Origin of the sequence: Prodigiosinella confusarubida (genome assembly GCF_002847015.1) — a bacterium.
GTDB lineage: Bacteria > Pseudomonadota > Gammaproteobacteria > Enterobacterales > Enterobacteriaceae > Prodigiosinella > Prodigiosinella aquatilis.
Map to the genome: position 1 here is coordinate 4676715 of NZ_CP025085.1, position 13371 is coordinate 4690085.

General features: G+C 48.3%; 16 protein-coding genes. 2 read left to right on the top strand and 14 right to left on the bottom strand.

Going from position 1 to position 13371, the window contains the following annotated elements; genetic code table 11:
• Positions 1 to 15: 15 nt before the first annotated feature.
• From CWC46_RS21340 to CWC46_RS21355, 4 genes are all read right to left on the bottom strand, one after another.
• Positions 16 to 936 (bottom strand): DMT family transporter, encoded by a 921-nt coding sequence (locus tag CWC46_RS21340; RefSeq protein WP_021014514.1) that lies wholly within the window; start codon positions 934 to 936, stop codon positions 16 to 18.
• Positions 937 to 997: 61 nt separating this feature from the next.
• Complete coding sequence (locus CWC46_RS21345) at positions 998 to 2020, bottom strand: iron-containing redox enzyme family protein (protein WP_021014513.1); 1023 nt, start codon at positions 2018 to 2020, stop codon at positions 998 to 1000.
• A 492-nt stretch (positions 2021 to 2512) separates the two neighbouring features.
• Positions 2513 to 3532 carry an amidohydrolase family protein gene (locus tag CWC46_RS21350; RefSeq protein ID WP_021014512.1) on the bottom strand — a complete coding sequence of 340 codons (1020 nt, stop codon included), beginning with the start codon at positions 3530 to 3532 and terminating at the stop codon, positions 2513 to 2515.
• Between the two features lie 10 nt (positions 3533 to 3542).
• Positions 3543 to 4253: an SDR family NAD(P)-dependent oxidoreductase gene (locus tag CWC46_RS21355; protein WP_021014511.1), complete on the bottom strand. Its 711-nt coding sequence runs from the start codon at positions 4251 to 4253 to the stop codon at positions 3543 to 3545.
• A 164-nt stretch (positions 4254 to 4417) separates the two neighbouring features.
• Between CWC46_RS21355 and CWC46_RS21360 the strand changes: the two genes are divergently transcribed.
• Positions 4418 to 5353: a LysR family transcriptional regulator gene (locus CWC46_RS21360; RefSeq protein ID WP_037381181.1), complete on the top strand. Its 936-nt coding sequence runs from the start codon at positions 4418 to 4420 to the stop codon at positions 5351 to 5353.
• Positions 5354 to 5400: 47 nt separating this feature from the next.
• On the opposite strand, the gene CWC46_RS21365 is transcribed toward CWC46_RS21360, so the two are convergent.
• Positions 5401 to 5796 (bottom strand): VOC family protein, encoded by a 396-nt coding sequence (locus CWC46_RS21365; RefSeq protein WP_021014509.1) that lies wholly within the window; start codon positions 5794 to 5796, stop codon positions 5401 to 5403.
• A gap of 221 nt (positions 5797 to 6017) precedes the next feature.
• Between CWC46_RS21365 and CWC46_RS21370 the strand changes: the two genes are divergently transcribed.
• Positions 6018 to 6257: a DinI family protein gene (locus CWC46_RS21370; protein WP_021014508.1), complete on the top strand. Its 240-nt coding sequence runs from the start codon at positions 6018 to 6020 to the stop codon at positions 6255 to 6257.
• A gap of 237 nt (positions 6258 to 6494) precedes the next feature.
• Here CWC46_RS21370 and CWC46_RS21375 read toward each other — a convergent pair whose 3' ends face one another.
• The 9 genes from CWC46_RS21375 to CWC46_RS21415 all read right to left on the bottom strand — a co-directional run bounded on the left by CWC46_RS21375 (position 6495) and on the right by CWC46_RS21415 (position 13311).
• Positions 6495 to 7712, bottom strand: coding sequence for an amino acid deaminase (locus tag CWC46_RS21375; protein ID WP_101377523.1), 1218 nt, complete (start codon positions 7710 to 7712; stop codon positions 6495 to 6497).
• A gap of 16 nt (positions 7713 to 7728) precedes the next feature.
• Complete coding sequence (locus tag CWC46_RS21380) at positions 7729 to 8496, bottom strand: IclR family transcriptional regulator (RefSeq protein WP_201797187.1); 768 nt, start codon at positions 8494 to 8496, stop codon at positions 7729 to 7731.
• A gap of 47 nt (positions 8497 to 8543) precedes the next feature.
• Entirely contained in the window at positions 8544 to 8927 is a 384-nt protein-coding gene (locus CWC46_RS21385) for a RidA family protein (protein WP_021014505.1), read from the bottom strand.
• A gap of 14 nt (positions 8928 to 8941) precedes the next feature.
• Positions 8942 to 9736, bottom strand: a complete 795-nt coding sequence (locus CWC46_RS21390) for an amino acid ABC transporter ATP-binding protein (RefSeq protein ID WP_021014504.1) — start codon at positions 9734 to 9736, stop codon at positions 8942 to 8944.
• Positions 9733 to 10395, bottom strand: a complete 663-nt coding sequence (locus CWC46_RS21395) for an amino acid ABC transporter permease (protein ID WP_021014503.1) — start codon at positions 10393 to 10395, stop codon at positions 9733 to 9735. Before CWC46_RS21395 ends, CWC46_RS21390 begins: the two co-directional genes overlap by 4 nt.
• A gap of 8 nt (positions 10396 to 10403) precedes the next feature.
• Positions 10404 to 11066: an amino acid ABC transporter permease gene (locus tag CWC46_RS21400; protein WP_021014502.1), complete on the bottom strand. Its 663-nt coding sequence runs from the start codon at positions 11064 to 11066 to the stop codon at positions 10404 to 10406.
• A 47-nt stretch (positions 11067 to 11113) separates the two neighbouring features.
• Complete coding sequence (locus CWC46_RS21405; protein ID WP_021014501.1) at positions 11114 to 11971, bottom strand: transporter substrate-binding domain-containing protein; 858 nt, start codon at positions 11969 to 11971, stop codon at positions 11114 to 11116.
• Positions 11972 to 12223: 252 nt separating this feature from the next.
• Positions 12224 to 12754, bottom strand: a complete 531-nt coding sequence (locus CWC46_RS21410; protein WP_021014500.1) for a GNAT family N-acetyltransferase — start codon at positions 12752 to 12754, stop codon at positions 12224 to 12226.
• A gap of 131 nt (positions 12755 to 12885) precedes the next feature.
• On the bottom strand, positions 12886 to 13311 hold the full coding sequence (locus tag CWC46_RS21415) for a hypothetical protein (RefSeq protein ID WP_037380600.1): 426 nt from the start codon (positions 13309 to 13311) through the stop codon (positions 12886 to 12888).
• Positions 13312 to 13371: the final 60 nt, after the last annotated feature.

The window sequence follows — 13371 nt, forward strand, 5'->3', positions numbered from 1 at the left end:
CTTTTAGTTCACATCTCATAATTCCTCACGTGGAAATGAGGGTTCCACCACTTTTTTTTTCGTGGAACAACACACAATTCCGAAAACGATCAGCAAAAGTGTGATGATGTGATAAGTATGGAACGCGTTGCCGAGAAAAGCGATCCCCATAATGCCGCCCGATACCGGAATCAAGTGGGTGTAAATCTCACTACGGGTGGTACCAATCAGCGAAACACCCTTGCTCCAGAACACATAAGACAGCCATGAGGGGAAGATGATTAAATAGAGAATGCCGACGATCACCACTGGCGAGATAATATAAATTACGCCGTGGAAATCTTGCGCTAGAGCGAGGTGAAGTAAAAACATCGGTATCAGAATGATTGTACCAATCAGTGAACTGAAGGCGACAAACGATGTATTTGTCACATCTTTACTTTTTAGACGCAAGAACGCACAATAAAAAGCCCAACTTAAAGCAGAAATAATGGTCAACACGTCACCCTTCCCAAAAGCCTGCATGCTACTGGCTCCTTTGGCATTGGAAAAAGCAAGATAGATAACGCCAGCGGTGCTGGCGATCACGCCTATAATATTCTGCTTAGAAATACTTTCGTGGAAAATAAAATGATTGATAAATAATACGAGGCAGGGTGTGCTGGATATATAAATGGCTGCGTTAAGTGAGGTGGTATATTGTAACCCAATATATAAGCTTAGTGGAAAACTCACCTGCCCAAGAAAAGAAAGCAGCACGTTAATACCAATATTATTGCGTAAAGCAGAAAAGTCACGCCAAAAAGCTTTCCAGTAAAGTGATAACATAATCAGTGTGGTTCCGCTCCAACGGATCAGGCTTAATCCATAGGGGTCAACATATTGCACCAGTATATGCCCAACAACATAATTACCCCCCCAGAATATTGCTGCTAATGTCAGTAATAAATATGCCACATACCACCTCTTTATATATTTAATAGATGATGGCCCGACAATTATTTTCGGGCCATATGAATTATCGGAATGCATTCATTTTTTGCATTAGTTGGTCATAGTAGCGTTCTGCTGTTCGTAATCTGAGTAAACTTCCGATATAAAATTCTTTGCGTGTTTCTGGGTATCTATTAGCGATCACATCAATAACATTGTAAAGCCAGTCATCACCGTGCTTGATGTCTATCATAATATGTTCAGTGTAATATTTTACATCTCTGTCAATTAAACCAAGGCGTAAACATCCATTCACTAATTTTTCGTATTGCGGGGGATCGAGTACCTCGGTCATCGCCATTACACCCAGTAATTTGTAGTAATGTTTTCGATTGACTGAACCAAGCATAAAGGCGTTGTGACCAGCTAATGCTTCGACGCCGTACATGTCAACGTAGTGGTTTTCAGGTAGCTTAATATCCTGTCTTGTCAGCACATCTTTGTAGAGATTGACGTGAGTAAAAACATTATCGCCGTGCCCTATCTCATCCCACAGGTTTTCACTGATGGTACCTCGGGTTTCAGGTTGTGAACCGATAAGGGTATAGGCCACCAAGTCAAAAAAGATCAAGTTTAATGCACTATCACTTTTAAAGAAGTAATAAAGCTGTTCCCTTGAAGCATCTTTTTCCAGAAATTCGAAAACCGGGTGGTGTGAGGCATTATGGGCTTGCCAGATGGTTTTTAAAAAATCACCAAAATGTGTCAAGCTTTCTACTTCTGGCGGAATAATTAATCCAGAAAACTCATATTCCAACCAGCTGTACTCAATTTTATCTTTTATTTCCAGTAAATTGCTATCATATTGCCGGGATGCTGGCACGGATAGCGGATGAGTAAGTACGCTTTGGTAAATAATAAATAGGGCGTGTTGGATGATTTGTTGATCATTGATAGAGTTTTTATTATAAGCATGCTCAATGATATCATCAATTTTTTCTTTTTCAGAGAAGTTATCGCGCTCACCATGAATATAAGAGATTAATGCTTTTGTGAATCCATAAGTATCATCAGTAAAAGCCGGTTTTATTCTTTCAAGATTAAACATCTTATATTTCCTTATTAAAAAACTCACTTATTCTGTGGTTATAAGTCATAAAAATTTTGTGATATACATCACAAAAAATAATCATACAATTAACAAAAAAAGCTCTTTAAGGGAGTTAAGGTCGGGGTCTGAAGCCCACCGTGGCTTGCATGAATAATCTAGGGACTTAGGACTGGTATCAAATCAGGCTCTGTTAAGATTTGAAGTGAAAAATCAAAGCCATAAGAAAAAACATTGTCACAATTTTGCCACACTCACACAGCAGAGCATGATTAAACTTAGAGATGATTTTTGCTTAGCGTGGGAAATTTTCCGTTTTCCAAGCGGACCCCTGTTCGTCATAAGTGCACCACGAACAACCTCATGCACGTGAGATTCTTATACCGATAGAAGTGATGGTCATAACGAATCCCCCAAGATTGAAAGTGTCCCATGATTGCACAATAGTTAACCAGTTACATATCCAGGGGAAGTCCCTTCCATTCGTTAAGACTATTTGTTGTTGCACTCACTCTCAGGAAGCTTACTTTTTCCAACATCGTCAGTCAGCCGCATCCAGTTGCCATAAGCAAAACTTGCCTTTCCTCCGTCATCCAGACCACATTCTTCCAGGAAACGTCGCGCTTCGCGGCCCAACCGATATTGATACGGGAAGTCAGTAGAAAACAGCAGGCGATCCGTACCCACGATGGCGGCAGCTCGCGCCAGAAAATGAGAGAGGAACATACCGCTTGCCGTAACATAAAGATTTCTACGCAGGTATGTCGCGATGGGGTGAGCCAGACCCGCCACGTGATCCATGGCAGCAAGGCGCTCCGCATAAAATAATACCACCTCTCCCCAATGGCCCAGAATGACCTGAAGACCAGGCATACGATCGAAATGCCCGGCAAGAACAAGACGGATAAACTGAATGCCCGCATCATAATGCCAGCCAAGCCCATATGTTGAGAAGGCGACATTTACCTCCTGGCTGAATCCCGAATAATATCTATCTCTTACAACCTGGTCTGGGACCCGTGGATGGAGAAAGATCGGCGCATTCAATGTTTCAGCGCTGCGAAAAATCGGCAAAAAAACCGGATCGTCTATGTTGCCAGCGCCGGTTCCTCCACACAACATCCCCCCTTTGAATCCAAGTGTCCGGATACACCGTTCAAGTTCCAGTGCCGCTTCGTCGGGCATTGTGACGGGCAACGTTGCCAGTGCCTGGAACCGATCTGGATGTCGCGTGACCACCTCTGCTATCGTGTCATTAATGCGTCTCGCCATATCGAGGCTTTCATGTCCCAAATCGTGAAGTGCCGGCGTGGTGAGTGATAGAACCTGAACATCTACTCCACTTTCGTCCATAAGGGAGAGGCGCTCATCGGCGAGATTAAGGAGGCGTATCCCTATTGGACCCGAATGGAGAGCAATACTGGGATCTGACGCCTCGAGACCAATCTCATTCCAGGCTTGGTGAACCTCTGTAGTAAGAAAATGTTCTTCAATACCGATCAATTTCATCATAATTGCCATTTCACCAAGGGATAGTGCGACCAAGATAATCGAGATATTCCAGGCCCGGTTTTCCCTGTTTCAGGAGAAGGACATTGACCAGGCTGGGAATACTGTCTTCGATGGTAAGCGGTGCTTCCGGGCCACCTAAGGCGGTATTGATCCAGCCCGGCGCCATTGCCACCATTGCACGCGATGTTCCGGCCTGACGAGCCGCGAAACTTCGCATGAACATGTTCAGCGCCGCCTTGCTGCCGCGATATACCTCACGCATGCCGGTCTCATTATTGCTGATGCTCCCCTGCCCAGACGACATCACTCCGATCAAACCTGTCTCGCCAACGTAGCACTCCAGGCTTTCGATAACACGCATCGGGCTAAGAGCGTTAGTGATCATGACATGTATAAAGTCATCGGTAGCCACCTCGCCAACAGTTTCTGTCGGATCCCGGTTGGTCGTCCCGGCATTGACAAATAGCATGTCGAACATTTTTCCATACAGGCAGTCATGCAACGCCGCCAGTTGATTCTGGTCACAGATATCCAACGTTTCGATCTCGACCCGACCGCGATATTCATCGGCCAGATCATGTAGCAGAGTCCGGGGTTTTCCACCACGTACCGTACCGACAACATTCCATCCTTTTTTTAAAAATTCGACCGCCATGGCATGGCCGAGGCCACGTGATGCCCCGATAAGAAGAACCGTTTTTTGCGACTTATTGGTTTGCATTAATTATCTCCTCTGAGTTTGGTACTGACATCGAAACCAATACCCGTCGTGGTTTGGTTCATGAAATATAGCCATACAGAAGACATGGCGGAAGACGCAGCATTTGCATTGATAACATGCATCAGACGCCTTCCCTCGTTTTTCAGATCGGCATACAATGCCGTATGACTGAACCCGATCTCAATCTACTCATTGCACTCAACGTCCTTCTTGCCGAAGGAAGCGTGGCTGGCGCTGCTCGTCGCCTTGACTTAAGTGCTTCAGCGATGAGCCGTACCCTCAGCCGCCTTCGCGGCGTAACCGGCGATCCCTTACTGGTTCGGGCAGGCCGTAATATGGTGTTGACACCTTATGCTGAAGAGATACGTGAGCGCACTCAGCGCGCAGTATTTGAGGCTCGCGCCGTACTGCGCCCCTCGTCGTCAGAACTGAATTTATCCACGCTGGAACGAACCTTTACCCTTCGCACCAACGATGGCTTTGTCGAGGTTTTTGGCGCGTCGCTTATCGCCGCCGCCGCAGCGGTAGCACCTTTAGTGTGTCTGCGCTTTGCGCCAAAACCAGAGAAGACCTCAAGGCATTTGCGCGAAGGTCTGGTTGATCTTGAGATTGGTGTCTTAGGGGAGATGGGGCCAGAAATACGCTTGCAAGCGCTTTTCAGGGACCGTTTCATCGGCGTGGTAAGAAAAGATCATCCATTTTTGGCCGAACACGGGGTGAACACGGCGCAGTATGCTTCTTTATCACATGTAGTGGCTTCACGCCGTGGACAAATACGCGGGCCGGTAGATGAAGCACTGGCGGAATTAGGTTTAGAACGGAAAATTACCGCCGTGGTTCCGGGCTTTTCTGCTGCATTGGCAGTGGCTCAGGCAACGGATCTCGTGGCGCTTGTGCCTGCATCTTTCTTTACCCGTATTGATGGATCTTGGGCAACTAACGCACTTTGCGCTTTTGAACTTCCTGTGAAAACCAAACCAATTACGGTATCGCAGATGTGGCATCCGCGTTCTGAGGTTGATCCCGCACACCGCTGGCTTCGGAAACTAGTGTTGAGCACCTGCCAACAACAGGTGCCGGAGTTAATCCGCATCGCATAGCAATGGATCAGTCAGGGTGTATCAGCCTCACCAACAGACCCTGACTGTCAACTGACCACCGGCCAGCTACTGTTTTGTAGTACCACCCGATAGCCATCATGGTCGCAGAAGGTTTTCCCCTGTTGATCCCAATAGGGATTGAACGATTTTACTGTGCTGAATCCAGCTTGTTCCATACGCTGACAGGCAAGCGTCCATTGATCCTGCTCAGGAATATACAACACCAGCAGATCATCCACCGAGGGAGACGGTATTACCGGATGCGTATGGCAGAACGTGAATTCCAGATGCCAGGACAAATTCTCCCGTCCCAACATCACACCGCTAAACCCGGAATGATCAGCAAATTCAGCAAGTTTCTGTAATGCCAAACCGTGGCTATACATTGACTGGCTTTTTTGCAAATCCGTTACCGGACGGGCAATGCGCAATGTCGTTATCATAGAGAGTCCATATCAGTGTTAATCAAGTCTTTTTTTACCATTTCCTTATGACAGATTCAGTTGGTTTATTCCTCTATTTTTATTGAGTTCTCTGATAATGGATTCCGGAAGGAGCAATAGCTGGCTGACCATCAGTATTAATATCAATTTAGTGAAAATACCGTTGCCACGCTACACACCATGTCTGTATATTTACACAGTGTTTTTATAGGGACAGCATTATGTATGTAGAACTGGTTTACGATAAAAGAAACGTGAATGGCTTACAAAACGCCGCAGTGCTGATCGAAGCCGAATTAACCAAACGTATTCACCGGGTGTTCCCAGATGCAGAAATAAAAGTCAAACCCATGCAGGCTAATACGATTAACTCCGACGCCACTCGGCAGGAAAAATCCACGATTAACCGCATCATTGAAGAGATGTTTGAAGAAGCCGATGAATGGCTGACGATGGAATAGCCAGCCCTTGATCCTGTTATTACATTACGCGTTTTGACATCACACCGCTGATTGCCAAGCGCGTATCACCTGAACGTAGCTGACGCTGACCACCACCCCCTTCGTATTCGCCGTATGCCATACAATAAGACAACAGCACTGGTATTTATGGCACATTGCGGTAACCACCGTCAGTGAATGCCCTGATAGACAGGGCATTGGGTAATCCATCACATTGATAACACACCGCTATTCACATCAGAAATACGTTGGCAGGGTTTCCACCACATTCAAGGATTCATCAACCAGCGTGACATAACGCCATTTATCAAAGGTCAGGCAGGGATGAGACGCGCCAAAGGCGATCACATCGCCAACCTGAAGCGAATGATGTTCGGGTATTTGCAGAAACGCGTGCTGATCCATCAACGCGGTAACGCGAAACGTCTCATCCAGTGCCACCGAGGTGAATTGTTGTCGGGAAACCGCATAGGACCGTAACGGCACCGGCAATCCGGCATCAAACGCGATATCTCTTTTACCTAACGCCACAATGGCGCACCCCGGCTCAGGCAACGACTGAACATGGGCCCACACCTCCATCGCTGGCTGTAGCGCGCTATCCATTTCCGGATGACGGTGTAACAGCGACGCCTGTGACGTCTTGTACAAACCATGATCATGTACCAGATAACATCCCGGGCGTAGCAAGGGCTGGAAGTCAGTTTTAGCCTGCAAGCGCTGAAACTCCCCAGCGATCAGATCATACCAGGCCGATCCAGATGCCGTGACATACGGATGGTCGAGATCAAACCTGCCCGCCGCTTTCAACATCACCGCCGTTTGTACCAGATAAGCGGTAAACTTGCGGATATCCTCTTCTGCCTGTTCGCCATGAATGACCCCCTCATAACCTTCGATACCGCTCAACCGCACCGAAGGACATTCCGCAATCGCTGCCAGCACCGCATCAACCTGTTCCGGCGTACGACAGCCACAACGACCATGCGCCACGCCGATCTCCAACATGACATTGATCGTCAGCCCTTGTGCGGCAAAAAACGTCCCCAACTGACGAATATTTTCCGGGCTGTCCACCAGACAGTGGAACTCCACCTTATGCTGCCTCAGCAAAGCGGCGATGATCGCCATATTGGGTGTACCCACCAATTGGTTTGCCAACAAAATACGCGGGACACCTTGCGCTGCGGCGACCGAACACTGTACCGCTGTTGCCAGCGTGATCCCCCAGGCGCCAGCCTCCAGTTGACGTCGAAACAGGCCCGGCGTCATGGTGGTTTTCCCGTGGGGTGCCAAACGGGCACCGTGTTGCTCGGCATAACGTTGCATCCACATCAAATTATGCTGCAACGCGACCTGATGCAGGACCAGCGCTGGCAACGTCACCTGAGTCAGCAAATGGCTACCGTTAACCGGCACGCCTTTCTCTACATGGTCGTGAGACAGTTCACTCATTGATAACTCCTGGGCATCAGTGGCCGGACAAACGCGCTTCCATCGCGCGAGCGCACTCCAGCAACACATCCCGATAATGGTTGTAATGGGTAATGGCATCACCACGCGGTGCCACAATACAAAAGGTGGCGACGCAGCGACGCGCTGAATAAATACCGGCGGCGAAACAGTGGGTATACGTATCCGCAATACTGTCAAACGAGAAAAAACCATCGTGCCGGGCCTGATGAATTTCCTCCAGATAGTCAGCCACCGGCAGGTATTCGCCATTAGGCAGACGGAAATCCTCTGGTGGAATAAAAGCCTGGATTTCATCGTCACTCATGTGCCCCAACAGCAGCCTTCCAGATGCTGTCCAGGGAATCGGCGTATCCTGCCCCACTTCAGAGGAAATGCGAAAAGCACGCTCCCCCTCGCGCATCAGCGCCACGTTGTATTTATTCCCGTTCAGCAGACACATCTGGGCCGTTTCACCCGTCTTTGCGACAATTTGTTGCAAAAAACGGTCCGACTCACGGGAAAAATCGAAATGATCAAGATGCGCCTGTCCGAGAAAATAGAGCTCTCGTCCTAAATACACCATGCCATCGTTCCCGACGGCTTCCAGAAAACGACGTTCCTGAAGCAGTGCCACCATCTCGTACACCGTGGATGTCGGTGCATTGATACCTTTCGCAATATCATTCGCCCGCATTGGCTGACGCTGTTTCTTCAGATAGTCCAGAATATCAAGTGCCCGGTCGATACCCTTGGCCCGGCGCCTGACGTCGGGTGATGTCATCATCAAACTCCTTACCCCACCATAGTCAATGTTGATGCCGCCAATCCCGGCTACTTAGCCTTGTAAGCCACGCAGTCAACTTCAACTTTACAATCTACCATCATACTGGACTGAACACAGGCGCGCGCGGGGGCGTCCGCACCAAAATATTCGCTGAAAACACGGTTGAAACTCCAGAAATCCCGTGGGTCATCCAGCCAGACGCCAACCCTCACCACATGCTCCAGTCCATATCCCGCTTCATGAAGAATAGCCACCAGATTTTGAATCGCCTTGTGGGATTGCGGGATAATGCCCCCTTCCGCGACCTCACCGCTTTCCATCGCAATTTGACCGGAAACATACAGCCAGCCATCCGCTTCTACCGCTCTGGCAAAAGGCAACGGCTGTCCACCAGCGCCTTTTTCTCCGGCACCATAACGGGTAATACTCATAAAAAGCTCCTTGATTAAAAATGAGAATGTTTAAGAAATTCGACTAAACGCGGCGATTGTGGGTGATGGAAAAGCTGTTCCGGTGTTCCCTCTTCCTCGATGCGCCCCTGATTCATAAAAATAATCCGGTCTGAAACTTCATAGGCAAAACGCATTTCATGTGTGACCAACAGCATGGTCATGCCCTCTTCCGCCAGACTTTTCACCACCGCCAGCACTTCTCCCACCAATTCCGGATCCAGCGCGGAGGTCACTTCATCAAACAACATCAGGCTCGGATTCATGGCAATAGCACGGGCGATAGCCACACGCTGTTGCTGACCACCCGAGAGCTGGCCGGGAAAGTGATCTCGCCGGGCCAACAATCCAACCCGATCCAGCCACCGTTCAGCAGTGGCTATCGCTTCATCCTTGCGCATCTTTTTAACTTTAAGCAGGCCCAACGTGACATTTTCCAGGGCCGAGAGATGAGGAAAAAGATTGAACTGCTGAAATGCCATACCGGTCATGGCTCGATGCTGCGCGATGACTTTCTCGGAATGGCGAACCCGCTGCCGGTTTTTTTCGTGATAACCGATGCGTTGATTATTTAATAAAATATCCCCTTGCTGAAACTCTTCCAGCAGGTTGACACAACGTAGCAATGTGGTTTTTCCAGAACCACTGGAACCAATGAGCGTCACCACATCGCTTTTATTCATACAGAGATCGACGCCTTTCAACACTTCCACCGTGTCATAACGCTTATGTAGATTGTTGATCGTAAGCAGTGGCGTGCCTGAAGTCGCGGTTACTACAGTCTGATTCATGGAAGCCTCACTCTTTTTTCCAGATAACGCCCCAGGCACTCAATGGAAAAGTTGATGATGAAAAACAGCAAGCCGGCGAAAGCATAGAACGGCAGGGTCATAAAGGTTCGGGCGATAATCTGTTGAGAACTCAGCAGTAGATCCGCCACCCCGATGACAGAAAGCAAGGTGGACGCCTTGACAATTTCCGCCGCAGAGTTGACCCAGGTTGGCAGAATTTGTCTTAGTGCTTGCGGCAGCTGCACATACCACAGGTCTTGATAAAAGGTCAGGGCAATCGCTTTCGCGGCCTCGCTTTGGCCTTTAGGAACCGCCTGTAACGCCCCACGGACAATTTCCGCTACGTGCGAACTACAGAACAGAGTCAGTGCCAGAACCCCCGCTTCGAACGCACCGATGTTCCAGCCGACAGCCGGCGCAATATAAAAGCAGGCCAACACCAGGACCAGTACCGGCGTACCACGAATCACATCAATGTATAAACGCAATAACAGGCGTAACAGGCGATGACCAAAGGTGATGACTACGCCGATCAACGTACCCATGACCGTACCACCGATAATAGCCAGCCCGGAACTCAGCACAGTGACCATAAATCCCTGGGCAAGGGTTGTTTTGGCCTGCCACAGTTGGTACCACCAGCTAAAAGGATCATTCATAAGGCCTCCTAACGCGCCAATGCCAATCGCTGTTCGACCATCCGCAATGCGCGGGCAATCAGGTAGCAGCTCACGATGTAAAGCAAACTGGTCACCAGCCAGGTTTCAATCACCCGATAGCTTTCCAGATTGATCTTACGGGCATAGAACGTCAGTTCTGGCACCGCGATAGTCGCTGCCAAAGAAGTGTCTTTAAACAGCGAGATAAAATTATTACTCAGTGATGGCAGCACGTTGCGAAACATAATGGGAATGACGATATAACGCTTGATCTGCCACTCTTTCAGCCCGATGGCCTGCCCGGCTTCACGTTGTCCAGCCGGAATATTCAGCAATCCGGCCCGGAATACCTCGGTCAGATAAGCGCCAGCGTAGAGAGACAGCGTGACAATGAACGATCCGATCTGATCGAGCATGATACCGAGGCTCGGTAAGGCGAAGTAGATCATCAGAATCAGGATCAGAATCGGCAGGTTGCGCACCACGGTGACATAAATCAACGCCAGCCAACGTAACGAGGCGTGTTTGGATAACATACAAAATGCCGAAGTGAGCCCCAGCACGCACCCCAGAACAATCGAAAGCAACGACAGTTCAAGCCCCAGGCGCAATCCCGATAGCAGCAGATCGAAATTTTGCCACACCGGTGCAAAATTGAGTTGATAATTCATAGTGTTACCTCAATGCCTGGTGAATAAAACCACCAGGCATTCGCCCCTTATTTATATTCCACCGGGAATCCGATTGCCGGTGATGGCAGGGAAACACCAAACCATTTCTTATAGGCAGTGGCATAGTCACCGAAATCTACCCCGGTCATGGCTTCATGCAAGGCGGTATTGAGATAGTTTTCCCACTCCTGATCGCCACGTTTTATCGCACAGGAATAGCTTTGCGGACTCCAGGCATAGTCAGGAGAGCGATAATGCCCAGGGGTTTGGACCATCAGCCAGCGTGCGGACGACTGATCGGTAGCAACAGCATCCGCCCGTCCCGAATTCAACGCCTGATACATCAAGTCAACACTGTCATACTGCGCAACAGTCGCTTTGGGTAATGCCTGATGCACCAACTGTTCGGCATAGACATTCTGCAATACTGCGACACGCAGCGAAGTACCGGCCGCCTTCATATCATCAACCTGCTTATACTTGCTGTTTGCCAGCAACAGCAACGCCACGCCTTCCCGATAATAGGGAATAGTGAAATCAACCTGTTGGGCCCGCTGAGCAGTGACTGTCATGCCTTGGCAGGTTAAATCCACTTTGTCCGTCAACAGATTTGGAATACGGGCATCCGAGGATTGTTGTACAAACTGCACTTTGTTCGGATCGTTAAACAATCCCTTGGCAATGATTCTTGCGATATCAATATCAAATCCCTGCAATTGACCATTTGCCCCTAAAAATCCCCAGGGTGCATTGGTACTTCCAGTACCGACGATCAAGTAACCTCGCTTTAAAACATCCTCTAACTTGGCGGCATATCCAGAAGTGGCATAGGCAAATAGCATCACGCCACTCAGCAACAAACAGCCCAGTTTTTTATTTTTCCCTGAAAATACGTTTATGTTCATAATGCCACCATTTTACGTTATAACGGAATTGTTTTCGTAACAATGGAATATATGCAGTAAAAATGCCAATATGAACATATTGGAAAAAAATTGCTTAATACGATGAAAAAAGACGAAAAATAGTTGATAAGGACAACGTGAAGGTAACGCCTCTGGGAAGAAAAAAAAGATGTAATTGCACCAAATTAAATCATGATGCACAAAAAAGAAGCATATATGGGAAACATCAGCGAAGGTGGCAGGTTGCTATTTCTATGCTTTTCGACGGTAGAAACACAAGGTTTCTTCCCGGTCCAGGGCGGGAACAAATAGGGTTTTGCAATCCAGAAAGTGAAAATGACTTTTTAGCAACACCCGGCCTGATGCAAAATTGTGCCGCAAATGGCAACTGTATAGCTGGGTCAATCCAAGTTGATCGAAAGCAAACTGGCAGATGTGATCATTTGCTTCCGTAGTAAACCCTTTACGTCTGAAATCCTTTCCCAGCCAAAAACCTGTTTCAGGATATTGACTATCAAGCGCCAAGAGCGACACCGTACCGATCAACGCGCCGCTCTCCCGCAGAGTAATAGCAAATACAACGCTTTTTCTGCTTTCCCAGTCACCGGGATGAACGGCAATCCACGCTTCAATGGTAGATAAAGGACAAGGGTAAGGGATATCGATCATCATCTCGGTAATATGAGGATCGTCATTTAATAAGGCGCAAACTCGTACTGCATCATCAGCCTGGAAAGGGCGCAGAATTAAACGGTTGGTATTAATAGATGGCTGCTGCTGCACATATTATCCTTCTGCCGGTGGTATCGATATCATAAACAGCGCCAACCTGACTGGCGCACGATAACCGTTTGTGAGCTTCCAGCGTTGATAGTTCCGGGTCTGGCAGCAAAAATACAGACCCGGAGAGAGAATCAAGGGTAGAGCATGCTGGCAACCTGCTCGCTTTCCTGTTGGTGATAACCGGCATAGGACATTGCCGCGACAAACGTGTCGCGATCGGTATTCGAGTGGGCATCAGACGTGAGCACAATCTGTCCGATATCCTGTGGCGTCAGTTGTGGATAACAAAAGTGAATGCTATCCGCCACATCTCTACCGACATAACCGAGCTTACGCAAGATAACCGCATTATTCTGCGCGGAAATATCATCTTCGTAGGCCGTCTGAAGAACCTCAACAACCAATCGGGCCGTCAGAATATTAATCCGGGAAACATCGGTATATTGGCTGCCTAACGCCTGAATGATGTGATTGACCGCCTCTTCTGGCGTAAACCCGTTTTCCCGCAAGGAAGACAATACAGAAACCAGCTTATCTTTCAGCTCAGTCGACATCATGCTGTTCCTTCATTAAGTAAATGTTTCTGTCAATAAAAGTGCCCCGCTTCCTTACCGTCA

Coding starts and splice junctions, on each gene's coding strand:
- CWC46_RS21380 (WP_201797187.1), bottom strand. CDS start 8,496: ATGATGACATCACCCGACGTCAGGCGCCGGGCCAAGGGTATCGACCGG.
- CWC46_RS21395 (WP_021014503.1), bottom strand. CDS start 10,395: ATGAATGATCCTTTTAGCTGGTGGTACCAACTGTGGCAGGCCAAAACA.
- CWC46_RS21405 (WP_021014501.1), bottom strand. CDS start 11,971: ATGAACATAAACGTATTTTCAGGGAAAAATAAAAAACTGGGCTGTTTG.
- CWC46_RS21355 (WP_021014511.1), bottom strand. CDS start 4,253: ATGCAAACCAATAAGTCGCAAAAAACGGTTCTTCTTATCGGGGCATCA.
- CWC46_RS21385 (WP_021014505.1), bottom strand. CDS start 8,927: ATGAGTATTACCCGTTATGGTGCCGGAGAAAAAGGCGCTGGTGGACAG.
- CWC46_RS21370 (WP_021014508.1), top strand. CDS start 6,018: ATGTATGTAGAACTGGTTTACGATAAAAGAAACGTGAATGGCTTACAA.
- CWC46_RS21415 (WP_037380600.1), bottom strand. CDS start 13,311: ATGATGTCGACTGAGCTGAAAGATAAGCTGGTTTCTGTATTGTCTTCC.
- CWC46_RS21390 (WP_021014504.1), bottom strand. CDS start 9,736: ATGAATCAGACTGTAGTAACCGCGACTTCAGGCACGCCACTGCTTACG.
- CWC46_RS21350 (WP_021014512.1), bottom strand. CDS start 3,532: ATGATGAAATTGATCGGTATTGAAGAACATTTTCTTACTACAGAGGTT.
- CWC46_RS21345 (WP_021014513.1), bottom strand. CDS start 2,020: ATGTTTAATCTTGAAAGAATAAAACCGGCTTTTACTGATGATACTTAT.
- CWC46_RS21360 (WP_037381181.1), top strand. CDS start 4,418: ATGACTGAACCCGATCTCAATCTACTCATTGCACTCAACGTCCTTCTT.
- CWC46_RS21400 (WP_021014502.1), bottom strand. CDS start 11,066: ATGAATTATCAACTCAATTTTGCACCGGTGTGGCAAAATTTCGATCTG.
- CWC46_RS21375 (WP_101377523.1), bottom strand. CDS start 7,712: ATGAGTGAACTGTCTCACGACCATGTAGAGAAAGGCGTGCCGGTTAAC.
- CWC46_RS21365 (WP_021014509.1), bottom strand. CDS start 5,796: ATGATAACGACATTGCGCATTGCCCGTCCGGTAACGGATTTGCAAAAA.